Annotated in this window: 24 protein-coding genes; 15 read left to right on the top strand and 9 right to left on the bottom strand. The window is 73.4% G+C overall.

The annotated features are described in order from the left end of the window. Positions 1–6: 6 nt before the first annotated feature. Positions 7–342, bottom strand: coding sequence for a gas vesicle protein (locus tag ACRWNP_RS33385; protein ID WP_431968117.1), 336 nt, complete (start codon positions 340–342; stop codon positions 7–9). Between the two features lie 112 nt (positions 343–454). Here ACRWNP_RS33385 and ACRWNP_RS33380 point away from each other — a divergent pair, with 112 nt between their 5' ends. Both ACRWNP_RS33380 and ACRWNP_RS33375 read left to right on the top strand, forming a co-directional pair. Continuing rightward, entirely contained in the window at positions 455–1,213 is a 759-nt protein-coding gene (locus ACRWNP_RS33380) for a histone protein (RefSeq protein ID WP_431968115.1), read from the top strand. Between the two features lie 4 nt (positions 1,214–1,217). Beyond that, a complete protein-coding gene (locus ACRWNP_RS33375; RefSeq protein ID WP_431968113.1) occupies positions 1,218–2,261 on the top strand; it encodes an SRPBCC family protein in 1,044 nt (347 codons plus the stop codon). Between the two features lie 75 nt (positions 2,262–2,336). On the opposite strand, the gene ACRWNP_RS33370 is transcribed toward ACRWNP_RS33375, so the two are convergent. Beyond that, on the bottom strand, positions 2,337–2,993 hold the full coding sequence (locus ACRWNP_RS33370; protein ID WP_431968111.1) for an SAM-dependent methyltransferase: 657 nt from the start codon (positions 2,991–2,993) through the stop codon (positions 2,337–2,339). Positions 2,994–3,140: 147 nt separating this feature from the next. Here ACRWNP_RS33370 and ACRWNP_RS33365 point away from each other — a divergent pair, with 147 nt between their 5' ends. Continuing rightward, positions 3,141–4,307: a MalY/PatB family protein gene (locus ACRWNP_RS33365; RefSeq protein ID WP_431968109.1), complete on the top strand. Its 1,167-nt coding sequence runs from the start codon at positions 3,141–3,143 to the stop codon at positions 4,305–4,307. 155 nt (positions 4,308–4,462) lie between these two features. Then, positions 4,463–5,557 carry an NAD-dependent epimerase/dehydratase family protein gene (locus ACRWNP_RS33360; RefSeq protein ID WP_431968107.1) on the top strand — a complete coding sequence of 365 codons (1,095 nt, stop codon included), beginning with the start codon at positions 4,463–4,465 and terminating at the stop codon, positions 5,555–5,557. Between the two features lie 35 nt (positions 5,558–5,592). On the opposite strand, the gene ACRWNP_RS33355 is transcribed toward ACRWNP_RS33360, so the two are convergent. Together ACRWNP_RS33355 and ACRWNP_RS33350 are read right to left on the bottom strand one after the other, a co-directional pair. Next, a complete protein-coding gene (locus tag ACRWNP_RS33355) occupies positions 5,593–6,561 on the bottom strand; it encodes a YihY/virulence factor BrkB family protein (protein WP_431968105.1) in 969 nt (322 codons plus the stop codon). 113 nt (positions 6,562–6,674) lie between these two features. Next, positions 6,675–7,196, bottom strand: coding sequence for a hypothetical protein (locus ACRWNP_RS33350; RefSeq protein ID WP_431968103.1), 522 nt, complete (start codon positions 7,194–7,196; stop codon positions 6,675–6,677). Positions 7,197–7,634: 438 nt separating this feature from the next. On the opposite strand from ACRWNP_RS33350, the gene ACRWNP_RS33345 reads away from it, so the two are divergent. The 3 genes from ACRWNP_RS33345 to ACRWNP_RS33335 all read left to right on the top strand — a co-directional run bounded on the left by ACRWNP_RS33345 (position 7,635) and on the right by ACRWNP_RS33335 (position 10,554). Then, on the top strand, positions 7,635–9,185 hold the full coding sequence (locus ACRWNP_RS33345; RefSeq protein ID WP_431968101.1) for an AlkA N-terminal domain-containing protein: 1,551 nt from the start codon (positions 7,635–7,637) through the stop codon (positions 9,183–9,185). A gap of 55 nt (positions 9,186–9,240) precedes the next feature. Further along, positions 9,241–9,753: a methylated-DNA--[protein]-cysteine S-methyltransferase gene (locus tag ACRWNP_RS33340; protein WP_431968099.1), complete on the top strand. Its 513-nt coding sequence runs from the start codon at positions 9,241–9,243 to the stop codon at positions 9,751–9,753. 111 nt (positions 9,754–9,864) lie between these two features. Continuing rightward, positions 9,865–10,554: an alpha-ketoglutarate-dependent dioxygenase AlkB family protein gene (locus ACRWNP_RS33335; RefSeq protein WP_431968097.1), complete on the top strand. Its 690-nt coding sequence runs from the start codon at positions 9,865–9,867 to the stop codon at positions 10,552–10,554. On the opposite strand, the gene ACRWNP_RS33330 is transcribed toward ACRWNP_RS33335, so the two are convergent. Further along, positions 10,505–11,722, bottom strand: coding sequence for an MFS transporter (locus ACRWNP_RS33330; protein ID WP_431968095.1), 1,218 nt, complete (start codon positions 11,720–11,722; stop codon positions 10,505–10,507). The two genes, ACRWNP_RS33335 and ACRWNP_RS33330, sit on opposite strands and share 50 nt — an antisense overlap. 74 nt (positions 11,723–11,796) lie before the next feature. Here ACRWNP_RS33330 and ACRWNP_RS33325 point away from each other — a divergent pair, with 74 nt between their 5' ends. The 3 genes from ACRWNP_RS33325 to ddaH all read left to right on the top strand — a co-directional run bounded on the left by ACRWNP_RS33325 (position 11,797) and on the right by ddaH (position 14,248). Continuing rightward, positions 11,797–12,768: an ArsR family transcriptional regulator gene (locus ACRWNP_RS33325; protein ID WP_431968093.1), complete on the top strand. Its 972-nt coding sequence runs from the start codon at positions 11,797–11,799 to the stop codon at positions 12,766–12,768. Between the two features lie 17 nt (positions 12,769–12,785). Further along, positions 12,786–13,289: an Lrp/AsnC family transcriptional regulator gene (locus ACRWNP_RS33320; RefSeq protein ID WP_431968091.1), complete on the top strand. Its 504-nt coding sequence runs from the start codon at positions 12,786–12,788 to the stop codon at positions 13,287–13,289. A gap of 122 nt (positions 13,290–13,411) precedes the next feature. Continuing rightward, positions 13,412–14,248, top strand: coding sequence for a dimethylargininase (gene ddaH / locus ACRWNP_RS33315; RefSeq protein WP_431968089.1), 837 nt, complete (start codon positions 13,412–13,414; stop codon positions 14,246–14,248). A 50-nt stretch (positions 14,249–14,298) separates the two neighbouring features. Here ddaH and ACRWNP_RS33310 read toward each other — a convergent pair whose 3' ends face one another. Together ACRWNP_RS33310 and ACRWNP_RS33305 are read right to left on the bottom strand one after the other, a co-directional pair. Then, the gene (locus tag ACRWNP_RS33310; RefSeq protein WP_431968087.1) at positions 14,299–14,715 is read right to left on the bottom strand and encodes a PaaI family thioesterase; all 417 of its coding nucleotides are present in this window, start codon (positions 14,713–14,715) and stop codon (positions 14,299–14,301) included. A 37-nt stretch (positions 14,716–14,752) separates the two neighbouring features. After that, entirely contained in the window at positions 14,753–16,309 is a 1,557-nt protein-coding gene (locus ACRWNP_RS33305; RefSeq protein ID WP_431968085.1) for an MFS transporter, read from the bottom strand. Between the two features lie 132 nt (positions 16,310–16,441). Here ACRWNP_RS33305 and ACRWNP_RS33300 point away from each other — a divergent pair, with 132 nt between their 5' ends. Beyond that, positions 16,442–16,927 carry a winged helix-turn-helix transcriptional regulator gene (locus ACRWNP_RS33300; protein ID WP_431968083.1) on the top strand — a complete coding sequence of 162 codons (486 nt, stop codon included), beginning with the start codon at positions 16,442–16,444 and terminating at the stop codon, positions 16,925–16,927. A gap of 122 nt (positions 16,928–17,049) precedes the next feature. On the opposite strand, the gene ACRWNP_RS33295 is transcribed toward ACRWNP_RS33300, so the two are convergent. Next, positions 17,050–18,078 carry a LacI family DNA-binding transcriptional regulator gene (locus ACRWNP_RS33295; protein WP_431968081.1) on the bottom strand — a complete coding sequence of 343 codons (1,029 nt, stop codon included), beginning with the start codon at positions 18,076–18,078 and terminating at the stop codon, positions 17,050–17,052. Positions 18,079–18,523: 445 nt separating this feature from the next. Between ACRWNP_RS33295 and ACRWNP_RS33290 the strand changes: the two genes are divergently transcribed. The 3 genes from ACRWNP_RS33290 (at position 18,524) to ACRWNP_RS33280 (ending at position 22,236) form a co-directional block, all read left to right on the top strand. Then, positions 18,524–19,768, top strand: a complete 1,245-nt coding sequence (locus ACRWNP_RS33290; RefSeq protein WP_431968079.1) for a glycoside hydrolase 5 family protein — start codon at positions 18,524–18,526, stop codon at positions 19,766–19,768. A 133-nt stretch (positions 19,769–19,901) separates the two neighbouring features. Continuing rightward, complete coding sequence (gene sthA, locus ACRWNP_RS33285; RefSeq protein WP_431968077.1) at positions 19,902–21,305, top strand: Si-specific NAD(P)(+) transhydrogenase; 1,404 nt, start codon at positions 19,902–19,904, stop codon at positions 21,303–21,305. 154 nt (positions 21,306–21,459) lie between these two features. After that, positions 21,460–22,236, top strand: a complete 777-nt coding sequence (locus tag ACRWNP_RS33280) for a class I SAM-dependent DNA methyltransferase (protein ID WP_431968075.1) — start codon at positions 21,460–21,462, stop codon at positions 22,234–22,236. 163 nt (positions 22,237–22,399) lie between these two features. Here ACRWNP_RS33280 and ACRWNP_RS33275 read toward each other — a convergent pair whose 3' ends face one another. Further along, positions 22,400–23,332 carry a 2-dehydropantoate 2-reductase gene (locus tag ACRWNP_RS33275; RefSeq protein WP_431968073.1) on the bottom strand — a complete coding sequence of 311 codons (933 nt, stop codon included), beginning with the start codon at positions 23,330–23,332 and terminating at the stop codon, positions 22,400–22,402. 63 nt (positions 23,333–23,395) lie between these two features. Between ACRWNP_RS33275 and ACRWNP_RS33270 the strand changes: the two genes are divergently transcribed. After that, a complete protein-coding gene (locus ACRWNP_RS33270) occupies positions 23,396–24,055 on the top strand; it encodes a CGNR zinc finger domain-containing protein (RefSeq protein WP_431968071.1) in 660 nt (219 codons plus the stop codon). Positions 24,056–24,588 lie beyond the last annotated feature (533 nt).

Genomic DNA, 24,588 nt, shown 5'->3' with positions numbered 1-24,588 from the left:
GTCGCCTCAGCGCCGGTCGATCTGACCCCGCGTGTAACGGCGGGTCCGTTCGTACGCCACCAGGTCTCCCTCCGCGTCGAGCTTTACGTGGTAGGTGGCCATCACGCTGGTGGTCTCGGGCACACGCTCCAACTCCAGTACCTCCACGTCCGCTTCCCAGCCTTCGTCCACGGGTTTGACCGCCGAGACGGACTCCGGCCTGCGGCCGAGGAGTTCGAAGAGCTGATCGGCTGCGGAACGCATCGCCCAGGCGGCGGAGCGCTTGCGCGGTCGCTCTGCGCCTTCGCCGTCCCGGCCGCGCCTGGTGCCCTTGTTCCGGGCGTTCCTGTCGCTTGCGGCCATCCCCTTCTCCGGTTCCGGAGGAGCGCCACCCCCACTAAGAAACGTACTATTTCAGCATATACACCCCCACCCATGTGTGCGGCGACAGGTCGCTTTCCGAAGGGAACGACTGATGAAAGACACGACCAAGATCGCTCTTGCCGCCGCTGTCGCCGGTGGCTACGTGCTCGGTCGCGCCAAGAAGGGGCGGCTCGCCTTCGCGATGGCGACCTTTCTCGCAGGTCGCCGTGCCGGACTCGATCCGCAACAACTGGTGACCGAGGGTATTCGCAAGCTCCAGGAGGTCCCGCAGATCGCCGACCTCAACGAGCAGCTGCGCGGCGAGCTGATGGACGCCGGGCGGAAGGCCGTCACGGCGGCCGCGGACCGCAAGCTCGGCGACCTGGCGGGCGCGTTGCACGACCGCACGGCCCGGATCGGCGCCAAGAAGAAGCGGGGCGAGGAAGAGGAGTCGGAAGAGGAATACGAACCGCAAGGCGGGGAAGAAGAGGCGGCCGCGGAGAAGCCCCGGTCGAAGCGGCGGCGTCGCCCCGCCCACGCGGAAGAGGAGCCTGAGGGCGAGGAAGCCGAGGGCGAGGAGGAAGAGGAGGAAGAGGAGGAGGGCGAAGGGGAGGAGGAACCGCCCAGGCGCCGCCGCGCCGCGAAGAGCCGGCAACCCAGGCCGGAACGCGAGCCGGAGCGCAGGCCGACGGCCAGGAAGGCGCCCGCCAAGAAGGCGCAACCCGCGAAGAAGACCGCCACCGCCAAGAAGACCGCGGCACCGGCCAAGCGCACGGCGAAGAAGGCTTCCGCGCCCGCCAAGAAGGCCGCGGCGCGCAAGCCCCTGGCAAAGAAGGCGGCGGCCAAGAAGACGTCCACACGGCGGAGGTAGCCCGATGGCCAGGACGGCACAGGACACCGGAAACGGTCAGGCCTCCGGCCTGGACCAACTGCGCGACGAACTCGCCAACTTCGTCGGCGCCCAGGTGGGAAATCTGGCCGACAAAGCGGGCGACAAAGTCGCCGACCTCACCGACCAGTTGATGGGTGTGGCCGAGAACGGCGGAGTGCTCCCCAAGGCCGGTCTGAGGATTCTCCAAGGCGACTCCCCCCTCAAGGCCCTCGGAGGCGGCGTGCTCGACAAGGCGAAGCAGGTGCTCGGCGGCGGCAAGAAGGGCAAGGGCCGCAAGTCCGGAACGCAGAAGGTGACGAACATCGTCGAGGTCCAGGACGTCGGCGTCCCCATCCGGTTCGCGTACGACCACTGGACCCAGTTCGAGAAGTTCAGCGCTTTCACCAAGGGAGTCCGCAGCGTCTCCAAGGGCGACGACACGACAAGCGACTGGAAGGTCAAGGTCGGCCCTTCGACCCGCGGCTGGAAGGCCACGGTCGTGGAGCAGGTCCCCGACGAGCGCATCGTCTGGAGTTCCGACGGCGCCAAGGGCACCACGCGCGGCTGCGTCAGCTTCCACGAACTCACGCCCACTCTGACCCGCATCGTCCTCGTCGTCGAGTACTACCCCTCGGGTCTTTTCGAGAAGACCGGCAACCTCTGGCGCGCCCAGGGCCGGCGGCTGCGCCTCGACTTCAAGCACTTCCTGCGGTACGTCTCGCTCACCAACGAGGAGCCCGAGGGCTGGCGGGGCGAGATCCGCGACGGCGAGGTCGTGCGCACGCATGAGGAGGCCCTGGAGGCGGAGGAGACCGAAGAGGGCGAGGAAGGCGAGGAAGAGTACCCCGAGGAAGAGGAAGTGGAAGAGCCGGAGGACGAGGGCTACCCCGAAGACGAGGAAGACGAAGAGGAAGACGAGGAGGACGAGGAGTACCCCGAGGAAGAGGAAGAGCCGGAGGACGAGGAAGAGCCCGAGGACGAGGAAGAACCGGAGGACGAGGACGAGGAGTACGAGGACGAGGAGGAGTACGCGGGCGCCCGGCGTTGACGCCCCGTCACTCCCCGGCCCCCGTGCGCCGGCGGGCCGTGGTCGCCACGGCCCGCCGCGCGTCGTGTCACCCCGTCACCTCGTCAGGCGGCGGATCTCCAGGGTGTTGTCCACACGGGTCGTGGGCCGCCCGTCGGGGTCGTTCTGGATGCGCTCGTGCTCGTCGGTCAGCAGCACCTCCCACTCCCCCTCGGGGAGTCCGAGGCTCTCCAGCACCTCCTGCGGCGTCGGGAAGTGCACCTCCGGGTGCGGATCGGTCTGCCAGGCCGGGAACCCGGCGTGTCCCACGACGAGCAGCACGCCGCCGGGGGCCACCGCGGCCGCGGCGGCGCGCAGGATGCGCTCGCGGGGCATGTCGTTCGGCGAGTGCAGGAACTGCGCGGAGACGAGGTCGTAGGTGCCCTCGGGGAAGGTCTCGCCCAGGTCGTGCCGCTGCCAGTCGATGAGGTCGTCGGCGATGCCCTCCGCCTTGGCGTGGGAGGCGGCGCGCTCCAGGGCGACGCGGGAGATGTCGACGGCGGTGACCCGCCACCCCTGCCGGGCCAGCCAGACCGCGTCGGCGCCCTCGCCGCAGCCCAGGTCGAGCGCCGTACCGGGCTTCAGGGCCCCGGCCTCGCGGACCAGGACGTTGTTGGGCTTGCCGCTCCAGACACGGTCGCTCCCGGCGTACCGGGCGTCCCAGAACTCCGCCTCGGACTCGGCGCCGGTCGCGCTGGTGGTGCCGTCGGTCATGGATGTCGTCTCCTCGTGCCGTGGGCGTGGACCTGCCCCCGACGATGCGGTCCCGCACACCCGCCGGGCAAGCCTTCTTGCCGGTTCGGCAACACCTCCGCCCCCGCCCTCTGCCCCGGCAGCGGGTCCGCGCCTATGTTGGGTGTCATGGACACCACGTCGACTGACGACCACCCGCTGCGTCACCTCACGCTCGACCAGCTCCGGCGCCGGACGAGCATGAAGTGGCGCTCCCATCCGGAGGACGTGCTCCCGCTGTGGGTGGCGGAGATGGACGTGCCGCTGGCCGCGCCCGTGGCCCGCGCGCTCACGGAGGCGATCGCGGTCGGCGACACGGGGTATCCGGCGGGCACCGCGTACGCGGAGGCGCTGGCGGACTTCGCCCGCGAGCGGTGGGGCTGGGACGGCCTGGCCGTGGAGCGCGCCTCGATCGTGCCCGACGTGATGCTCGGCGTCGTCGAGATGCTGAAGCTCGTCACGGACCCCGGCGACCCGGTGGTCGTCAACTGCCCGGTGTACCCGCCGTTCTACCAGTTCGTGGCGCACATGGACCGCCGCGTGGTGGAGGCCCCGCTCGGCCCCGGCCTGCGGCTGGATCTGGCGGCGCTGGAGGAGGCTTTCGCCCGGTCCACGGCCGTCGGCGGCCGGGCCGCCTACCTGCTGTGCAGCCCGCACAATCCGACCGGCACCGTGCACACCGCCGGGGAGCTGGCCGCGGTGGCGGAGCTGGCCGGGACGTACGGGGTGCGGGTCGTGGCGGACGAGATCCACGCGCCGCTGGTGACCGCCGAGGCGGCGTTCGTGCCGTACCTGAGCGTGCCCGGCGGCGAGAGCGCCCTGTCCCTGATGTCCGCTTCGAAGGCGTGGAACCTGGCCGGTCTGAAGGCGGCCCTCGCCCTGGCCGGGCCGGCCGCGGCGGACGACCTGGCGCGCATGCCGGAGGAGGTCAGCCACGGGCCGAGCCACCTCGGCGTCATCGCGCACACGGCCGCGTTGCGCCACGGCGGACCGTGGCTCGACGCCGTGCTGGACGACCTCGCGCACAACCGGCGGCTGCTCTCCGGACTGCTGGCCGAGCACCTGCCGGCGATCGGCTACCACCCGGCCCCGGGCACCTATCTGGCCTGGCTGGACTGCCGGGAGCTGGGCCTGGGCGACGACCCGGCCGCCGCCTTCCTCGACCGCGGCCGGGTCGCCCTCAGCGCGGGGCCCGACTTCGGCACAGGCGGCGACGGGCACGCGCGGCTGAACCTCGCGACGACGCCCGAGGTGCTCACGGAGGCGGTGCGCCGTATGGCCAAGGCAATCGGCTGACGCTCGCGCCGAGGTCTGAAACGCCCCCGGCCGGGTAGCCGCCGAGAGACCGGGGCAGGCATCGGACGAGGCCGCCAGGGTGCCGGGCGCCGGGACCCCCGGGACGGCGAGGTGAGGTGCCCGGGCGCTCACGGCGGCCCAGGGAGGCGAGGATCGTGGCGCACGACCCCGCGCCCCGCAACGGCGGTGCTCTGCGCGTCGTCGTCGTGGGGGCGACCGGAAACGTCGGCACCAGCCTGGTGCGGGCGCTCGGCGACGACCCGGCGGTGGCCGACGTCGTCGGCATCGCCCGGAGGACCCCCCAGGACTGGCGACCCGCCCGCACCTCGTGGGTGCACGCGGACCTCGCCGACGACAGGACGCGTCTGGTGGAGCATCTGCGCGGCGCCGACGCCGTCGTGCACCTGGCCTGGCTGCTGCAGCCCACCCACGACCCGTCGGTGACCTGGCGTACCAACGTCCTGGGAAGCATCCGCGTCTTCGAGGCGACCGTCGCGGCCGGTGTGCCGGTCCTGGTGTACGCCTCGTCGGTGGCGGCGTACTCGCCCGGCCCGAAGCGGTACCCGGTCGACGAGTCGTGGCCCACGCACGGCTGGCCGGGGGCCGCGTACTGCCGGGAGAAGGCGTACGTCGAGCGTTGTCTCGACAGTTTCGAGCGGGAGCACCCGCGGCTGCGGGTGGTGCGCATGCGGCCGGGCTTCATCTTCAAGCGGGAGTCCGCCGCCCAGCAACGCCGCTTGTTCGCCGGGCCGTTCCTGCCGAACCGGCTGGTGCGGCCGCGCCTTGTGCCGGTCGTCCCCGACATGCGCGGTCTGCGTTTCCAGGCGCTCCATTCCGACGACGCGGCCGAGGCCTACCGGGCGGCGCTGCACCGCCCCGTACGCGGGGCCTTCAACCTGGCGGCCGATCCGCCGCTGGACGCGGGGGAACTCGCCGCGCTGCTCGGGGCGCAGGTCGTCCGCATGCCGCGCGGCGCGGTGCGGGCGGCGCTGGCCGGGGCGTGGCGGCTGCACCTGGTGCCCTCGTCCCCCGGCCTGTTCGACGCGGTCGTGAGGCTGCCGCTGATGGACACCGCGCGGGCCCGCCGCGAACTGGGCTGGGAGCCGCGCCACACCGCCACGCAGGCGATCGAGGAGTTCCTCGCGGGGCTGCGCGAGGGCGCGGGCGACGCCTCGACCGCCCCGCTGGCACCGGGCGGGGCCGGCGGCCGGCTCCACGAGGTCGCGACCGGTGTCGGCTCACGGCCCTGATGGCTTTGCGGGCGCGCCGGTGCAGCGGGGTGCGGTCATGGCCTTTCGTCGGCGCGGAGCCGCTCGGTGTCCTGCGGGGCGGCCTTGGGCACCGTGTCGTCGTGACCGTCGTCCGGACCCCCGTCCGGGCGCGCCCGGGCCCGCTCGAGCTCGGCGTCAAACTCCAGGCCGAGCAGGACGGCGATGTTGGAGATCCACAGCCAGACGAGGAAGACGATGATCGCCGCCAGGCTGCCGTAGAGCCTGTTGTAGTTGCTGAAGTTGGTCACGTACAGGCTGAAGAGCGCGGAGGCCGCGGCCCAGATGACCACGGCCAGGAAGCTGCCGGGGCTGACCCAGCGGAAGCCGCCGTGCTTCACGTTGGGGGCGGCCCAGTACAGCAGCGCGAGAACCAGGCCGAACAGCACGAGCATCACCGGCCATTTGACGATGCCCCACACGCCGAGCGCGGCGTCGCCCACCCCCAGCACCTGGCCCGTCCTGCGAGCCAGTGCCCCGGTGAAGACCACGCCGATCGCGATGAGCGCCGTGACCACCAGCAGCACCACGGGGATGACGAACCTGCCTGCCAGGGTCTTCCACAAGGGCCTGCCCTCGTCGATGTCGTAGAGCGCGTTGGCGGCCCGCATGAAGGTCGCGACGTAGCCGGAGGACGACCACACGGCGACAGCGGCGCCGATCGCGAGGGCGAGCCCCCCTCTGCCGACGCCGTGCTGGAGCTGCCCGAGCACACCGGTCAGCGTGTCGCGGACCGGTCCGGGCGCGAGACCGCTCGCGTTGGCGATCAGGGGTTTGACACTGGGCCCGCCGAGCAGGCCGACGGCCGAGACGATGACCAGGAGCGCGGGGAAGACCGACAGCACGGCGTAGTAGGTCAGCGCCGCGGCCCAGTCGGTCAGGTGGTCCGCCCAGAACTCCTTCACCGTGCGCCGGAGCACCACCCGCCAGGACTCCTGAGGGAGCTCGGTGGGCGTGCGGGCGCCGGTCTGCAGGTGACGAGCCATGCGCGTTCACCGCCTCGGGGCACATCTGCCCCACGAGAACCACCACAAAACGCATCAGAACACCATGAACCGCTCTCCACGGGGTGGACACCGCATGGAGCGATGACTGCCGCTCAGTGCCGGAGCGCGACCTTCGCCGCCACGATGACCAGGCCCAGCACCAGGTTCACGATCCCCACCGACACCACCGCCCAGCGGGACGCGCCCACGCGGATGACGGCGGCGCCGGCCCACCCGACCTGCTGGGCGACGGCGATGGTCAGGGCCAGCCACGCCGCGCCCTCCCGCCCGAGCCCGAGCAGCGGGCTCACCGCGACCGCGGCCGCCGGCAGCAGCGCGGCCTGCACGATCGGCCACTCGCGGACGCACTCGTGGCGGATCTCGCGCCAGGTGGCCTTCCCCCTGCGCAGGCGGTCGCCGACGAAGCCGGCGTAGACGTGCGCGGCCCAAAAAACCAGGCCGGTGCAGATCAGCAGCACCACCAGCTCCAGCCGCGGGTACGGGCCCGCCGAGCCGGCCCCGGCCACCACCGAGGCGGCCAGGAGCGATCCGTAGACGGCCCCGGTGTAGTCGGCGCGGCCCGTGCCGGGAGCCTCCCGGCCGGTGAGGTCCCGCGGGGCGGATCCGGCTGCCACCCCTTCAGGATCACCGAGCCGGTCCGGCCCCGCACGGCCGGACCGCAACCGCCGCGCCCCGCGCACGCCGCTCACAGCGACGGCGACGGACGGCTCCGCTCGGCCCGGATGGCCTCGTCGTCCGCCGTGCGGCGGGTCCCCGGGCCTCGGCGGGCCGGCCACCAGGGAGGGGCCTCGACGAGCCGGCGTCCGAGGAGGTCCCGCTCCAGCCGTCTCCGCATGGCGGGGAGGGCGGTGTCGACCGGGTCACCCGCAGGTCGGTGTGGAGCGGGTGCCGACCCACGGGTGACTCCGTGAACAGGGCCTGCGGCACGGGCGCCGCGCGGCCTTCCGTGGGCGTCCCCCGAGGCCGCGTCCGTCACAGGTACCGCCTCGGGCGGCGAGTCGGCCCCCGCCCGGAACGCGACGTCCGAATCCCGCCAGCGACCCCCGCGCGCGATGCCGCACAGTGGAGGGGTGACGAGCGAGACGACCGACGAGGACAGCAGGTACGAGGCGGTGTGCAGCCGCGACGCGCGCTTCGACGGCGAGTTCTTCTTCGCGGTGACGACGACGGGCATCTACTGCCGCCCCAGCTGCCCGGCGGTCACGCCCAAGCGGCGCAACGTCCGGTTCTTCCGTACGGCGGCGGCAGCCCAGGGGGCGGGGTTCCGGGCCTGCCGGCGGTGCCGCCCGGACGCGGTGCCGGGGTCCGCCGCGTGGAACGCGCGGGCCGACGTGGTGGGTCGCGCGATGCGCCTGATCGGCGACGGCGTCGTGGACCGGGAGGGCGTCGCGGGGCTGGCGGCACGGCTCGGGTACAGCGCGCGGCAGGTGCAGCGGCAGCTCAAGGCCGAGGTGGGGGCGGGACCGATCGCCCTCGCGCGTGCGCAGCGGGCGCACACCGCCCGCATCCTGTTGCGGACCACGGACATGCAGGCCGCGGAGATCGCCTTCGCGGCCGGTTTCGCGAGCGTACGGCAGTTCAACGACACGATCCGGGAGGTGTACGCGCTCACGCCGACCGCGCTGCGGCAGGCACGCCCCGCCCGGCACACGGCCGCCGCGGCCGCGGCCGGCGTGCCCCTGCGGCTGGCGTACCGCGGGCCGTACGACACCGGGCAGGTCTTCGACTACCTGGCGGCCCGCGCGATCGCCGGCGTCGAGGAGGTCACGGGGAGCCACGGCCGGCGGGTCTACCGGCGGACGCTCCGGCTGCCGCACGGGCCCGCGGTCGCCGAGGTCGAGGAGGCGCCCGGCAGGGGCGGCGACTGGCTCGAGTGCCGGCTGCACCTGACGGGGCTGCGCGACCTGACCACCGCGACGCAGCGCGTGCGGCGCCTGTTCGACCTGGACGCCGATCCGTACGCGGTCGCGGAACGGCTGTCCGCGGACCCCTCGTTGGGCGCCCTGGCCCGGACCCGCCCCGGACTGCGCGCCCCCGGGGCGACCGACCCGCACGAACTGGCGGTGCGGGCGGTGCTGGGACAGCAGGTCTCCGTGGCGGCGGGTCGCCGGCTCGGCGCCGCGCTGGTCGCCGCCCACGGTGAGCGGCTGACGGCGCCGAGCGGCGGCCTGACCCACCTGTTCCCCGGCGTGGACGCGCTCGCCGGGGCGTCACTGGAGGCGGTCGGCATGCCGCGGGCGCGGCGGGAGACCCTGCGCGGGCTGGCCCGCGCGCTCGCCACCGGCGAGGTCGTCCTCGACCCGGGCGCGGACCGGAACGGCGCCGAGAAGGACCTGCTCGCGGTGCGCGGCATCGGGCCGTGGACGGCCGGGTACATCCGGATGCGCGCCCTCGGCGATCCCGATGTGCTCCTGGAGGGCGACGTCGCGGTGCGCGCGGGGGCCGCGCGTGCCAGTGTCCCGCTGGAGGACGCCGAGGGCTGGCGGCCGTGGCGCACGTACGCCATGCACCTGCTGTGGCGCGCCGATCGACCAGTACGGGCGGAACCCGCAAGAGCGCCGGCGGCGAGAATGCGGCGTCCGAATCCTGCCGGACATCGGTGACCTATCACCGCAAAATCACAGATGTCACTGAATGCATGAGGAAAGGGAAGGACCGATGACGGTCTACACGACCCTCGACAGCCCGCTGGGCGAACTGCTGCTGGTCGGCGAGGAGTCGCCGACCGCGAAGGGTGGCACCGCGCTCTCCTCGCTGTCGGTGCCGAACCAGAGGGGCGGTGTCGTCGCGGCGGACCTGGCGGAGGCGCGTGCCGACGCCGGCGCGTTCACCGGGATCACCCGGCAGTTGCGGGCGTACTTCGCCGGCGAACTGATCGACTTCGACATCGAGTTCACCACCGCGGGAACCGCTTTCCAGCAGCAGGTGTGGAAGGCCCTGGAGACCATCGGCTACGGAACGACGCTCACCTACGCGGACGTCGCCGACACGATGGGCATCCCCCGCACCTCCTCGCGCGCGGTCGGCACCGCGATCGGCCGCAACCCGCTGCTGGTCGTCCGTCCCTGCCACCGCGTGGTCGGCGCCAAGGGAGCGATCACCGGTTACGCGGGAGGGGTGGAGCGCAAGCAGTTGCTGCTGGACCTCGAGGCCGGGCGCCGGACGGCGTGAGGACGTGAGGGCGACGGAGCGGTACGCCATGACCCACCTCGACGCACCGGCAGCGGCACCCGCCTCGCCGCTGGTCCCGCCCGAGGGCCTGGCCGGTCAGGGCGGTGCCCGGTGAGCGCGCTCATCCCCCGTCCCCGGCTGCGGGTGGCGCCGGGCGCGGTACACGTGCCGGGCTGGCTCACCCTGGACGAGCAGCGGGAGCTGGTCGTCGCCTGCCGCGCCTGGGCGATGGGGCCGGTCCCGATCCGGCACACCCGGCTGCCCCGCGGCGGGGTGATGTCGGTGAGTACGGTCTGTATCGGCTGGCACTGGCAGCCGTACCGCTACACCCGTACCGCGGACGACGTGAACGGCGCCCGGGTGGCCCCCTTCCCCGACTGGATGGTGGACCTGGGCCGCCGCGCCCTGGTCGAGGCGTACGAGGACCCGGCGGCGGGCGACGGCTACACCCCGGACACCGCGCTGATCAACTTCTACGACGGCGACGCCAGGCTCGGCATGCACCAGGACAAGGACGAGCGCAGCGACGCCCCCGTCGTGTCGCTGACCATCGGAGACACCTGCGTCTTCCGCTTCGGCAACACCGAGAACCGCAACCGCCCGTACACGGACCTGGAGCTGGCCTCCGGCGACCTGTTCGTCTTCGGCGGCCCGTCCCGCTTCGCCTTCCACGCGGTGCCGAAGGTCCACCCGGGCACGGGCGACCCGGCCACCGGTCTGGCCTCCGGCCGGCTGAACATCACGATGCGGGTCACGGGACTGGACGACGCGACGGTCCGGGGGCGGGCGCCGCGGGCGTGACGGCGCTCCCGGTGCCCGGGCGCAGGCCGGGGGCCAGCGCCAAGGTGACGGCGACGGAGGCGGCGGCCATGACCGCCATAGCGGTCGCCGGGGAGGTGTGCTGGGCGACGGCGCCGGCCAGGGCGGCGCCCAGACCCTGGCAGGCGAGCATGCCCGAGGAGTGGAGCCCCAGGGCGTGCCCGCTGAGTTCGTCCGGGGTGAGGGCCATCAGCCGTTCCTGCAGCAGCAGGCCGGCCGCGTAGCCGACGGAGGCCAGGGCGACGACGGCCGCCGCGAGGGGCAGCCCCGGGTGCAGCGCGAAGACCAGATAGGGGGTCGCGAGCAGCAGTCGCAGCGCGGCGCCCGCGCGTTCGCGCCACCATGGCGGGACGAACCGGCCGGCCATGGTGTCCCCGGCGAGCATGCCGCAGGCCGCGGCGGCCAGGAGCAGCCCGGCGTGGTCCGGAGCGTAGGGCACGAAGAGCGACTCGCAGCCGACGATCAGGCCGTTGGGCACCCAGAGCGCCAGGTACACGTAGCGGCGCGGCCGGGTGGACCACAGCAGCACGTTGGTCCGCCAGGTCTCGGCCGCCGAGGGGCGGCCGCCGGCGCGCGGGGGCCTGGCGCGCAGTCCGGTCAGGGCGGCGGCCGCGGCCGCGAGGTAGAGGGCCGCGCCGGCGAGCAGGACCCCGCGCGGGGACAGGGCGGCCAGAAGCAGACCGCCGGCGGCGAAGCCGCAGATCTGCATGGTGCCCGTCGCCATGTTCAGCACGGAACGGCCCAGCAGGAAGCCGCCCTTGGGGAGGATCTCGTGGAGCAGTCCGTAACGCACCCCGCCGCCCAGGGACGCCACCAAACCCTCGGCGGTCAGGACGACGAAGACGGCCCATACCGGCAGACCGGGGACGGCCGGCACGGCGGTGCCGAGGGCGAAGAACAGGGCGACGGCCGTGAGCGCGGCGCGCGGCGGCAGCCGGTCGGCCGCCGACAGCAGGGTCGTCGCCCCGGCCACCTGCGCGAGGGACGGGCCGAACATCGCGAGGGCGGACAGCAGCGGCGAGCCCGTGGCGTCGTAGACCAGGGTGCCCAGGGCCAGCCCGCTCACCGTCTGCGCCGCGACCTGTCCGGTGGAGACCAGGAACAGTGGGGTGAACTCCCGTGTGCGGAAGAGCTCTTGGTAGGTGCGCATGAACGCGAGTGTCGGCGGCGCCGGTTCGGGCGGTTAATGTTTCGCACACGCGCGAAAGGTGGGGAGGGCGGGGCATGGGCTGGTGGCTGGTCGACTCGGAGACGCTGGTGGGCAGCCGGTTCGTCGTCTCCCCGCTGGCCGAGGCCATCGCGGCCCTCAAGCTGCTCGACCGGGGCACCGCCGCCCACCCCGGGGAACGCGCCTGGCTCGGCGCGCACCTGCCGGCGTACCGGGAGCGGCTGGCCGGCGACCCGGTGACCGGGCTGCTGGTGCGTGCCGCCCTGGGGCGCACCTGGAACGCCGACTTCCTCACGCCCACGCCCTCCGGCGAGGGCAGCCCGGGCTTCGAGGAGGAGCTGACGCGGATCCGGGAGACCCCGCCGGAGGCCGCCCGTGAGCATCTGACCGTGTCGCTCGGCGGGCCGCTCCCCGACCCGCTGCGCCGCACGGACCTGCCGGTGCGCGCGGCGGACGTCGTCGCCTGGGTGTGGACGCACACGGTGCTGCCGGACTGGCCGCGCCGCCGGCGGGTCATCGAGGCCGACATCGTGGCGCGCACCGCGCAGTTGGGCCGCGGCGGCTGGGCGGAGGCGCTGGACGACATGCGCCGGGGGATGCGCTGGCTCGGCGAGGGCCGGTTGCAGATCAACACCCGGGACCACCCGCCGCGCGACCTGTCCGGCGCCCGGCTGATGTTCGTGCCCGTCACCCCGCGCACCGGCTGGGTGTCCTGGGACGAGGCCGTGCGGTACGCGGTGGTGTACCCGTGCTCGGGGGCGCTGGCCGAGGCGGGGCGGCAGCGGGTCCCCGAGGCGCTGGGCGCGCTGCTCGGACCGGCGCGCGCGGCGGTGCTGATGCTGCTCGCGACACCGCTGAGCACCACGCAGCTGGTCGCCCTGACCGGTCAGGGGCTGGGCTCGGTGGGGCGCCATCTGAAGGTGCTGCTCGACGCCCGTCTGGTGCGGCGCCGGCGGGCGGGGCGTTCCGTGCTCTACTACCGGACGGAGACCGGCGACGCCCTGGTCGCGGCCCAGCAGGACGGCTGAGGGAAGGAGCACCGGGCATGGTCCACAGACCCGTGGCGTTCGACGAGCTCGACCGCAAGATCGTCGCGGCCCTGATCGTGAACGCCAGGACGAGCTTCGCCGAGATCGGCGCGGACATCGGCCTGTCGGCCACCGCCGTCAAGCGGCGGGTGGACCGGCTGCGCGAGTCCGGGATCATCACCGGCTTCACCGCCACGGTCCGGCCCGCCGCCCTGGGCTGGCGCACCGAGGCCTACGTGGAGGTGTACTGCGAGGGCGCGGCGCCGCCCCGGCGGCTGGCCGAGGTCGTCAGGAACCACCCGGAGATCACGGCGGCGATGACGGTGACCGGCGGAGCGGACGCCCTGCTGCACGTCCGGGCCACCGACGTCGGGCACTTCGAGGAGGTCCTGGAGCGGATCAGGACCGAGCCCTTCATCCGCAAGACGATCAGCTACATGGTGCTGTCGCACCTGCTGCCGGAGAGCCCGGAGGCGGGGGCGGGACGGTCCGCCGCGGAGAGCGCAGCGGAGCTGCGCTGAAGGGCCCTTCCACGCAGCATCGTTGCGCCTGTGCGCAGCGCCCCGATCTTGTCGCCCACGGCCTCCGCTTCCTACCGTTGAGCTGTTCCCCGGCCGTCCCGCAGGAAGCGGAGGAGTTCGCCGTGCCCGAGAACCGTGTGGCCCGCCCCCGGCGTTATCTGGTCTGCCCTCCGGAGCACTTCGACGTGCGCTACGCGATCAATCCGTGGATGCGGGAGGGCGTGCGGGTCGACACCGCGCTCGCCCGGGAGCAGTGGACCGCGCTGATGCGGGCCTACCGGGAGCACGGTCACACGGTGGAGACCGTCGCGCCGGTCCCGGGGCTGCCCGACATGGTGTTCGCCGCCAACTCGGCGCTGGTGGTGGAGGGGCGGGTGTTCGGCTCGTCCTTCCACGCGCCCGAACGCCGCCGGGAGGCTGACGAGTACGCCGCCTGGTTCAAGGCGGCCGGCTTCGACGTGCACCGCCCGGAGTCGGTCTGCGAGGGCGAGGGCGACCTGGTGCCGGTCGGCGGGTTCGTCCTGGCCGGTACGGGCTTCCGTACGGTCCGGGCCGCGCACCACGAGGTGCAGGAGTTCTTCGGCGTGCCGACGATCGGCCTGCAGTTGGTGGACCCGCGCTTCTACCACCTGGACACCGCGCTGTTCGTCCTCGACGACGGGGCCGCCGGCGGCCCGGCGAACATCGCGTACCACCCGGAGGCGTTCTCCGCCGGGAGCCGCGAGGTGCTGCGCCGGATGTTCCCGGACGCGGTGGTCGCCACCGCGGACGACGCGCTGGCGTTCGGCCTCAACTCGGTGTCCGACGGGCGCCACGTGTTCGTGGCGCCGGCGGCGACGGGGCTGATCGAGCAGCTCGCCGGGCGGGGCTACGTGCCCGTCCCCGTCAGCCTCACGGAGTTCCACAAGGCCGGCGGGGGCATCAAGTGCTGCACGCAGGAGCTCCGCCCGGCGCCCTGACGCATTGAGGCCGTCCCCGGGAGGTCACCGCCCGGGGACCCTGCCCGCGGTCATACGGGCAGGGACCGGTTGAACAGCCGCACTTGGCCGCGGGCGATCGGCCGGCCCGCGGCGTCGGTGATCACCACCAGCCACAGCTGCAGGCTCCGGCCCTGCTGCAGGGGCGTGCCGAGGACGTCGAGGCGGCCCTTGACGTACGGGAGCAGGAAGTCGGTCTGGTTGCTCACGCCGACGGCGAACCGTCCCTCGGACCGGACCGCACAGGAGGCGCCGACGCTCGCCACGCTCTCGATGACGGTGGAGTAGAGGCCGCCGTGCGTGATCCCCCACGGGGTGTGGTGCTCCTCGGTGGCCTCCAGGTGGGCAATGACCTCCCGCGCGCTGATGGTGTCGAAATGCAGCCCGACGGCGCGCAGGAAGGCACCGGCGGCTTCCGGGTCGAGGTCCGGGTGGGTCGGCTCCGTCATCGTGGCTGTCTCCTGTCGTGCCGCGCCGTGGGCGCGGTCAGCGGGCCCGCGGAGCGGGGCGGTTGCCGATCAGCACGAGGGCCGCGACGGCGGCGGCCGCCAGGCCCACGCCGGGGATGAGCACGGCCAGGTGCAGTGCTCCGGTGAAGGCGTCACCGACGGCCGCGGTGACGGTGTCGCGGAGCGCGGCCGGCAGCGTCGAGCCCCGGGCGCCGGTGCCGACGGCCTGGGTCACCTGGTGGGCGACGCCGGAGGCGACGCCACGGTCCGCGAGTTCACCGGGCAGCCGGGAGGCGAGGCCGCTGGTGAGCACGGTGCCCGTGACGGTCGCCCCGAGTGTGCCGCCGACCTGGCGGAAGAGGTTGACGGTGCCGCTGGCCATGCCGCCGTCGGCGTGCTGCACGCTGATGACGGCCACGGCCGTGCTCGGCGGCAGGACGAGGCCCGCACCGGCACCGAACATCGCCATCAGCAGCACGACCACCTCCGTTGAAGAGGTGGGTGTCTGGGCCGTCATCAGCAGCGTGCCCGCCGCGGCGAGCAGGGCGCCGATGCCGAGGGTCGCCTTGAAGCCGATACGGCGCGCGACAGCGGCGGCCACATAGCTGACCAGCACGTAGGAGCCCATCAGCGGCAGGAGCAGCAGGCCCGCGTCGAGGATGGACTCGTGCCGGATCCGCTCGAAGTACAGGACCTGGGCGAAGGCGGTCGCCACGAAGGCGTACTGGGCGATCATCGCGACGACGTTGGCCGTGGCGAAGGAGCGGTCGCGGAAGAGCCGCAGCTTGAGCATGGGCGTACGGGTGCGGGCCTCGTGGATGACGAAGGCGACGAGTGACACGGCGGCGACCGCGAAGGCGGTGACCGCACGGGCGGTGCCGAAGCCGCTGTGGCCGCCCTCGATCAGGCCGTAGTTCAGCGCGCCGATCGCGAGGACCGCCAGCACCAGACCGGGCGGGTCGAGGTGACGTCCGGGCTGCCGGCTCTCGGTGACGAACCGGGGCGTCAGCACCAGCACCAGCACGGCCAGCGCCACGTTGACCAGGAACACCGCGTGCCAGGACCAGCGCTCCAGGATCAGCCCCGCGGCCACCGGCCCGGCGGCCAGGCCTACGCCGGAGACGGCCACCCAGATGCCGACGGCCCGGGTCCTGGCGTGCGGCTCCGCGAACATGTGGGTCACCAGGGACAGGCTGTTCGGCAGGATGGCGGCGCCGCCGAGGCCCATGAGGGCCTGGCCCACGATGACGCCGGTGGCGCCGGAGGCCAGTGAGGTGACCAGACTGCCCGTTCCGAGCAGCAGCATGCCGAGCGCGAAGACGCGCCGCCGGCCGAGGCGGTCGCCGACCGTCCCGGCGGACAGCACGAAGCTGGCGACCATCATCGAGTAGATGCCGGCGATCCATACCAGCTGGGCGCCGGAGACCCGCAGGTCCTGCTGGAGCGGGGCGAGGACGGCGGTGGTCTGGGTGATGTTCACGAACATCGCCATCTGGCCGAGACTCGCGACGACGAAGCCGATCCAGCGCTTCCTCGCCTCCCCCGGGTCCGGTGTCCGCACGGTGGTCGCGGCGTAGGTCGCACCCACGCTCACGGCCGTATCCGAGGCGGCGCTCGGGCTCCTCATGAGCTGTTCCCCTTCCGGCTGAGTTCGACTTTCGAACCCAGTTGGATGGGGACGCTACCACGGCTGAGTTCTGTCGGCGAACTCAGGTAGGATCCGGACATGGAATACCTCGACCAGGACACCTCGAACTGCTCCGTCGGGCGGGCCGTCGGGCTCATCGGTCAGTCCTGGGTGCTGCTGATCCTTCGCGAGGTCACCCGCGGGGTCAGGCGCTTCAGTGACATTCAGGACCACCTCGGCGTCTCCCGCTCGGTGCTGGCCGACCGGCTGGGCGGCCTGGTCGCCCAGGGGCTCCTCGAGCTGCGCACGTACCAGGAGCCCGGCGCCCGGCGCCGCTCCGAGTACGTGCTCACCGAGAAGGGCCGCGATCTGTACCCGCTGCTCACCTCGCTGCGGCAGTGGGGCGACAAGTACCTCGCCGACCCCGAGGGCCCCGCGCTGCTGGCCACCCACCACCACTGCGGCGCGACCGTCCGGGCCCGGCTGGTGTGCGACGTGGGCCATGTGATCGGCGCCCCCGAAGAGGTCGACCGCAGCCCCGGACCCAGCGCCCGGCCCCGCCCCGCCCCGGGCGCCACGGCGTGAGCCCGTCCGGACGGCGGGGACCACCCGTTGGCGACCACCGGTTACGGGAGAGCCACCCACGGCTCACGGCGACGTCACGGCCGCCGGCCGGCCGCCCAGGGCCGTCCATGCCTCCAGGGCGCTCAGCCGCGCGGCGGCGCCGTGCTGTCGCGGACGACGAGTTGCGGCGTCGGCTGGGCCACGTCACGGGCGGGGCGGCCGGCGAGCAGACCGGTCAGTTCCGTCGCCGCGCGCCGGCCGAAGGCCGTCGCGTCGCGGTCCAGGGCGGTCAGGCGGGGATGCGTGGCGCGGCAGAGCGCCGAGTCCTCCCAGGTGACGACCGACAGGTCGCGCGGTACGGACAGGCCCATGCCGAGGGCCACACCGGCGCCCGCGACCGCCATCACGTCGTTGTCGTAGATGATCGCCGTGGGCGGCTCGGGCGCCGCCAGCGCGAGGCGGGTGGCCTCGGCGCCCTGGCCCTCGGAGTAGTCGGTGGTGATCGAGCGCACACCGGCCATCCCCAGGCGCGCGGCCCCCGCCCGCAGCGAGGCGATGCGGCGCGTGGTGTGCGCCAGGCCGGCCAGACCCGCGACGTGCGCGACACGGCGGTGCCCCAGCCCCGCGAGGTGCTCCACGATCGCGCCCATCGCGGCCGCGTCGTCCACCCGGACGCTGGAGATCAGCGGGTACGGGACGGCTGACCGCCGCTCACGGTCCACCTCGCGCCCGCCGACCACGACGGTGGGCAGACCCAGGGAGTCCAGCAGGGCCGGTCGGGGGTCGTCGATCCGCGGGTCCACGACGATGACCCCGTCGACCCGCTGCTCGGCCCACCAACTGCGGTAGACGGCGCACTCCTCCTCGGCGCCCGCCACCACCCGGAAGAGCAGGCCCAGGTGGCGTTCCGACAGTACCTCCTGGATGCCCGAGACCAGTTGAAGGAAGAACGACTCGATGCCCAGCGAGCTCGCCGGGCGGGCGAGCACCAGGCCCACCGTCGCGGCGCCCTCGCCCGACAGGGCCCGCGCGGCGGTGCTGGCCCGCCAGCCGAGCTGGTCGGCGACCCGGCGCACGCGCCGGCGGGTGCTCTCGGAGACCCCGGGGCGGTCGTTGAGGGCGAAGGACACGGCGCTCTCCGAGACGCCGGCCCGCCGGGCGATGTCCTTCATCGTGGGGCGCCTGGCCGGGACGCGGCGGCCGGTCCGGGCAGCGGCCGGCGGCTCCACCGGTGGCTCCTGCGCCGCGATCGTGGGCCCCCTCGGATCGTCCGCCTGACGTCGTACGCGCCGGGCCCCGGACGGCGCGGCGCGAGGGACAGTATCCCCCAGCCAGGCGGGGCGCGCACTAAAGCGCTTGAGCGGCACGGCTCTAAAGCGCATTAGTGTTCACACCTGAATTCCTGTCACACGCCGTTGACCTGCGGCTTGGCAACCCCAAGACACAAATGAGAGCCGCGAGTTGACTTTCCCGGGGCGCGGTGTCACCTTGTCGTGGGCGCCGGCGGCGACTCCCCAGCCGCGCCGATCACGGGACGGACATCCCCCGACCGCCCCGCGACCACCGGTTCCGCCGCCGCGCGCCCACCTCAGCTCGTACGAGATCACGGGAACCGCCATGACACCGCGCTTCGGCGTCAACTACACGCCCAGCCAAGGCTGGTTCCATCACTGGCTCGACTTCGACCTCGACGCCGTGCGCGCCGACCTGGACTCCATCGCGGATCTCGGCCTGGACCACGTCCGGGTCTTCCCGTTGTGGCCGCTGTTCCAGCCCAACCGCACCCTGATCCGGCCGCGCGCCGTCGAGCAGCTGGTCGCGCTGGTCGACGCCGCCGCGGAGCGCGGCCTGGACGTCAACGTGGACGGTCTGCAGGGCCACCTGTCGAGCTTCGACTTCCTGCCGTCCTGGACGGCCACCTGGCACCGCCGGAACATCTTCACCGACCCGGACGTCGTCGCCGCCGAGGCCGAGTACCTGCGCACGCTCGCCGCCGCGCTCGCCGACCGGCCCAACTTCCTCGGCATGACCGTCGGCAACGAGATCAACCAGTTCTCCGGCCCGCCGCACCCCGACCCGGACCCGATCGGCCCGGCCGAGGCGGAGTCCTGGCTGCGCCTCATGCTCGACGCGTGCGAGCGCGGCGCCCCCGGCAAGCTTCACCTGCACGCCGAGTACGACGCCGCCTGGTACCAGGACGACCACGCCTTCACCCCCGCGCAGGCCGCCCGGCTCGGCTTCGCGACCGCGGTCCACTCCTGGGTCTTCAACGGAACGGCCCAGCGCCACGGCCACGCGGGGGTCGCCACCGAGCACCACGCGGCGTACATGATCGAGCTGTCCAAGGCCTGGGCCGTCGATCCGCACCGCCCGGTCTGGCTGCAGGAGGTCGGCGCCCCGGCGCCGGTGGTGCCGCCCGAGCACGCGGCGGCGTTCGCCCGCGCCACCATCGCGGGCGCCCTGGACTGCGCGGACGTGTGGGGGGTGACCTGGTGGTGCTCGCACGACGTCGCCCGGTCCCTCGCCGACTTCCCCGAACTCGAGTACACCCTCGGGCTCCTCACCAACGACCGCGAGGTCAAGCCGGCGGGCGCCGCCGTTGCCCGCGCCGTGGCGGAGCTGCGCGACCGCGGGTACGCGCCGCGGCCCCGGACGACCGCGCTCGTCGTCGACGTGGGCGACGGCCTGACGGCCCCCCACCGGGCCTGCTGCGCCCCCGGCGGCGAGGTGTTCGAGGCGTGGGCCGCGCTGACCGCCCAAGGTGTACGGCCCGCCCTGGTGCTCGCCGAGCTGGCCGCGGACACGGCGCATCTGGCCGCCCGCGGCATCACCGAGGTCGTCACACCCGCCCAGGCCCGCTGAGCCTCCCGCGCCCCGTCCCCCGGCGGGCCCCCGGGCACGGGTCCCGTACCCGTGCCGGGGGGCTCGGGGACGCTCCCGGCCGCATCGCCGGCAGCCCTTTCCCGGGGACGCCGAGGACTGACAGACTCGTCCGGTGACCGAATTCGACCTGCTCGTCATCGGATCCGGCCCGGGTGGCCAGAAGGCCGCCATCGCCGCGGCCAAGCTGGGCCGCCGGGTCGCCGTCGTCGACCGCCCCGACATGGTCGGCGGGGTCTCCATCCACACCGGCACCATCCCGTCGAAGACGCTTCGCGAGGCCGTGCTCTACCTGACCGGGCTCACCCAGCGGGATCTGTACGGCCAGAGTTACCGCCTCAAGGAGGACATCACCATCGCGGACCTGACCGCGCGCACCCAGCACGTGGTGAGCCGCGAGGTGGACGTGATCCGCAGTCAGCTCTCCCGCAACCGCGTCACCATGCTGACCGGGACCGGCCGCTTCACCGACGAACACACCGTCGCCGTGGAGGATCCGTCCGGCCGCGAGGTGCTGGTGACCGCCGAGAACATCGTCATCGCCACCGGAACGCGTCCGGCCCGGCCGTCGACGGTCGAGTTCGACGACCGCACGGTGATGGACTCCGACAGTGTGCTCAACCTGGACCGGGTGCCGCGCTCCATGGTGATCGTCGGCGCCGGCGTCATCGGCATCGAGTACGCCTCGATGTTCGCCGCGCTGGGCAGCAAGGTGACGGTGGTCGAACAGCGTGAGGGGATACTGGACTTCTGCGACGTCGAGGTGGTCGAGGCGCTCAAGTACCACCTGCGGGACCTCGCCGTCACCTTCCGCTTCGGCGAGACCGTGGCGGCCGTGGAGCGGCATCCGACGGGCGCGCTGACCGTCCTGCAGAGCGGCAAGAAGATCCCCGCGGACGCCGTCATGTACTCGGCCGGACGGCAGGGCCTCACCGACGGCCTCGAGCTCGGCAAGGCGGGCCTCGCCGCCGACAAGCGGGGCCGCATATCCGTGGACGAGCACTACCGCACCTCCGTGCCGCACATCTACGCCGTCGGCGACGTCATCGGCTTCCCGGCGCTCGCGGCGACCTCCATGGAGCAGGGCAGGCTCGCCGCCTACCACGCCTGCGGCGAACCGGTGAACGCGATGCACGACCTGCAGCCGATCGGCATCTACACGATCCCGGAGATCAGCTTCGTCGGCCGTACGGAGGACCAGCTCACCGACGACAACGTGCCCTTCGAGGTGGGCGTCTCGCGCTACCGCGAGCTGGCCCGCGGCCAGATCATCGGCGACTCGCACGGCATGCTGAAGCTGCTGGTGTCCACGGAGGACCGCACCCTGCTGGGCGTCCACTGCTTCGGCACCGGCGCCACGGAGCTGCTGCACATCGGCCAGGCGGTGATGGGCTGCGGCGGCACGGTCGACTATCTGGTCGACGCGGTGTTCAACTATCCGACCCTCGCCGAGTCGTACAAGGTGGCCGCCCTCGACGCCACCAACAAGCTCCGCCAGATCAACCGCCTCACCGGCTGAGCCGGGCAGGGCTGTGCGGGGTGTCCCGGCCGGGGCGCCCCGCACGGCGGCAACCACCCGTTCGGAGGGAGACGACGGGGGCGCCGCGTGGCAGCCTCCCGAGGGGGGACGAAAGAGCACGCGCCCCGTGACCCTCCCAGGGAGTACACCCGCCATGGCCACCAGGAAGAACCTCCAGGTCGACCGGACGAGCCTCGCCCACAAGGTCGGCTACGCCGTCCGGCACCCGACGCGGGTCGCCGCGTACGCGCGCCGGGCCGCCCGGGACCGCTGGCTCGCGCACCGGCACCGTGACCACGTGGCGTACTACCGGGCCGTCATGGCCAGCGACACCGCGCGGGACCCCGAGGCCGCCGTCGGCAGCGGCAGCCACGAACGCTGGCTGGCGCTGGGCGCGATGCAGTTCGACTACCTGCGCGAGCACGGCCTGTCGCCGCGGCACCGGCTGCTGGACATCGGGTGCGGCAACCTGCGCGCGGGCCGGCTGCTCATCGACTACCTCGACACCGGCCACTACTACGGCATCGACATCTCCCCCGACATCCTGATCGCGGCCAAGCGCACCGTGACCGCGCAGGGCCTGCAGCGCAAGCTGCCGTACCTCACCCTCACCCGCGACCTGACCTTCGACTTCCTGCCGGAGCGCCACTTCGACGTGGTCCACGCGCACAGCGTCTTCTCCCACTCGCCGCTGGAGGTCATCGACGAGTGCCTGGCCCACGTGGCGCGGATCCTGGCCCCGGGCGGGTGGTTCGACTTCACGTTCGACCGCACCGAGGGGAGGGAACACCACGTGCTGCGGGAGGACTTCTACTACCGCACCCAGACGCTGGTGGACCTGGCCGCCAGGCACGAGCTGAGCGCCCGCTTCATGGAGGACTGGGAACTGCTCGGCCACGGGCAGTCGAAAATCCGCGTCCACGCGGACTGACCCGGGCCGGAGTCGCCTCCCGGCACGCGGGAGAGACCCCGGCCGGATCGCCCCTGACCGGGCTGAGCATGGGCGGCAACGCCGCGCCCCGGGCCGCCGCGTCCCGGACACGCTCTCGGTGCGCTGACGGCGAGCCGTGATCTCCTCCCGCGCCTGGCGGCGGTCACGACACCTGCGGACGGCCCGTCACATAGGGCGCGAGGATGTCGGCAACGGTGCGGTTGCGCGGCGTGGGGACGCCCAGTTCCCGGCCGAGGTCGACGACGCCTCCGCTCAGCCAGGGCAGTTCCAGGCGGTTGCCCTGCTCCAGGTCGTTGTGCATGGAGGAGGTCATCGTGGCGGGCAGCGTGTCGCAGAAGGCCAGTTGCTCGTCGACGAAGGACTCGTCGAGGTGTACGCCCGAGGCCCGGCCGACGGCGACGGCTTCCGCCATGACGTCGCGCAGCAGACCGCGCGTCGCGGGATCGGCGCGGACGACGCCGATCGGCTGGCGCACGGCCGAGGTGGTGCCCGACAGGGCCGTGAGGAACACGAACTTCTGCCAGACGATCCGCGCGATGTCGGCGCTGACCTCGGCGTCGACGCCCGCCTTCTCGCACACCTCGCGGAACTCCTCCGCCCGGGCCGTCGCCTCCCCGTCGTACGGGCCGAAGACCAGTTTCTGCATCGTCCCGCGGTGCGACACGACGCCGGGCTCCTCGATGACGGCGGAGATGTAGCAGACCCCGCCCCACACGGCCTCGGGCGGCAGGTGCCGGCGCAGGACGGCGTCCTTCTGGACGCCGTTCTGCAGGGAGATCACCCGCGCGCCGGCCTCGGCGAGGCCGCGCAGCCCGGCGGCGACGCCCTCGGTGTCCCACAGCTTGACCGCGACCAGCACGATGTCGGCTGGGCCGACGTCGCCGATGTCCGGCACGAACCGGTCGGCCGGTGCCCGGAACTCCCCCAGCGGGCTGCGGACGGCCAGCCCGCCGTTGGCGCGGATCGCCTCCAGATGCCGGCCGCGGGCGACGAAGGTGACCTCGTTGCCCGCCTCCGCGAGGCGGGTGCCGAAGTAGCCCCCGACTCCGCCCGCTCCCACAACCGCTATGCGCACGGCGCGCTCCCTTCCCGGTCCGGCCGATGGCCTAGTAACCGTTTCCAGGGTTATTATTGTCACATGCGCGAGCGTGCACCGGCCACTCCCCGCACCCGCATCACGGCCAAGGTCCGTGAACTGCGCTTCGACGCGGGCTCGCCGGCGCTCGACCTCGTCGCCACCGTGGGCCGCCGCCCGAGCACCCCCGTGGAGCGGCTCGGCGATCGCGACCGGCTGCGCGCCTGGTGCCGCGGCGTCGGCCTCACCCCACGGGACGGGGAGGACGAGACCGCCCTGCTCGGGGCCCTCCACCAGCTGCGCTCCGCCGCCACCGACGTCGTCACCGCGGTCGTCGACGGCCGCACACCGCGAACGGAGTCCGTCCGCCTGGTCAACGAACTGGCCCGTGTCCAGCCGCCCGCGCCCCGTCTGCGCATCGGCACGGACGGACGCCCGAGCTCCGGGACGGAACCGCTGTCGGCCGCCCAGCTGCTCTCCACCGTCGCCCGCGACCTGATCGCGCTGGTCACCGAGCCCCGCCTGCGGGACCGGCTGCGCACCTGCGCGGCGGAGATCTGCGGCATGGTCTACCTGGACCCCGGCAACGCGAAGCCTCGCAAGTGGTGCTCCATGGAGCGCTGCGGCAACAACGCCAAGGCCGCCCGGCACCGGGAGCGCGCCTCGGCTCACGCGGAGGCCGACCCGCCTACGGCGACGCCGGCTGATCGAAGGCGGCGATGAAATGGCCGATATCGCGCCGGCGGGAACCGGCCGGCCACACGGCAGGTCCTGCGGACCGGCGGATCTCCGGCCAGGGGCGACCGCACGACGGTGTCGGGGATCGGCTGCGCCCAGTTCGGCGGGGCGAGCACGAACGCCCGCCCGGTGATGACGGCCGCCGGCTTCACCTCCGCGATCAGCGGCTCCCCTCGCCCGCCTCGGGAGCCACGTCCAGACCGCCTGGTCGTGGTGCGCGAGCACGGCGCCCGCCTCGGAGAACGAGACCGCCCCGGCCTCCGTCGCCGCCGAGTTGACGCTCCGGCGCGGTGACGGTCTGCGACAGCGCCGCTGGCTCACCGTGTGGCCGTCGCGCCACGGCGGACATGCCGCCCTCCTCCGCCTCGGCGACGAAGACCAGTAGCTCCCGCAAGCGCCGGAAGGAAGCATCAACAGGCCAGGCGCGTTCCTCTTGGCCGAACACGCCGACCCCGCCGTGGTGATTCACCGGGCCGACCGGCCCCCGGGAGGTCTCCCGGGGGCCGGGGGGGGGGAGG

Origin of the sequence: Actinacidiphila sp. bgisy160, assembly GCF_965342435.1 — a bacterium.
GTDB lineage: Bacteria > Actinomycetota > Actinomycetes > Streptomycetales > Streptomycetaceae > Actinacidiphila.
This window is presented reverse-complemented; position numbering and strand designations above follow the sequence as displayed.

Coding starts and splice junctions, on each gene's coding strand:
- ACRWNP_RS33310 (WP_431968087.1), bottom strand. CDS start 14,715: ATGACGGAGCCGACCCACCCGGACCTCGACCCGGAAGCCGCCGGTGCC.
- ACRWNP_RS33290 (WP_431968079.1), top strand. CDS start 18,524: ATGACACCGCGCTTCGGCGTCAACTACACGCCCAGCCAAGGCTGGTTC.
- ACRWNP_RS33375 (WP_431968113.1), top strand. CDS start 1,218: ATGGCCAGGACGGCACAGGACACCGGAAACGGTCAGGCCTCCGGCCTG.
- ACRWNP_RS33370 (WP_431968111.1), bottom strand. CDS start 2,993: ATGACCGACGGCACCACCAGCGCGACCGGCGCCGAGTCCGAGGCGGAG.
- ACRWNP_RS33325 (WP_431968093.1), top strand. CDS start 11,797: ATGGGCTGGTGGCTGGTCGACTCGGAGACGCTGGTGGGCAGCCGGTTC.
- ACRWNP_RS33330 (WP_431968095.1), bottom strand. CDS start 11,722: ATGCGCACCTACCAAGAGCTCTTCCGCACACGGGAGTTCACCCCACTG.
- ACRWNP_RS33300 (WP_431968083.1), top strand. CDS start 16,442: ATGGAATACCTCGACCAGGACACCTCGAACTGCTCCGTCGGGCGGGCC.
- ACRWNP_RS33295 (WP_431968081.1), bottom strand. CDS start 18,078: ATGAAGGACATCGCCCGGCGGGCCGGCGTCTCGGAGAGCGCCGTGTCC.
- ACRWNP_RS33270 (WP_431968071.1), top strand. CDS start 23,396: ATGCGCGAGCGTGCACCGGCCACTCCCCGCACCCGCATCACGGCCAAG.
- ACRWNP_RS33385 (WP_431968117.1), bottom strand. CDS start 342: ATGGCCGCAAGCGACAGGAACGCCCGGAACAAGGGCACCAGGCGCGGC.
- ACRWNP_RS33365 (WP_431968109.1), top strand. CDS start 3,141: ATGGACACCACGTCGACTGACGACCACCCGCTGCGTCACCTCACGCTC.
- ACRWNP_RS33380 (WP_431968115.1), top strand. CDS start 455: ATGAAAGACACGACCAAGATCGCTCTTGCCGCCGCTGTCGCCGGTGGC.
- ACRWNP_RS33320 (WP_431968091.1), top strand. CDS start 12,786: ATGGTCCACAGACCCGTGGCGTTCGACGAGCTCGACCGCAAGATCGTC.
- ACRWNP_RS33280 (WP_431968075.1), top strand. CDS start 21,460: ATGGCCACCAGGAAGAACCTCCAGGTCGACCGGACGAGCCTCGCCCAC.
- ACRWNP_RS33340 (WP_431968099.1), top strand. CDS start 9,241: ATGACGGTCTACACGACCCTCGACAGCCCGCTGGGCGAACTGCTGCTG.
- ACRWNP_RS33355 (WP_431968105.1), bottom strand. CDS start 6,561: ATGGCTCGTCACCTGCAGACCGGCGCCCGCACGCCCACCGAGCTCCCT.
- ACRWNP_RS33345 (WP_431968101.1), top strand. CDS start 7,635: ATGCCGCACAGTGGAGGGGTGACGAGCGAGACGACCGACGAGGACAGC.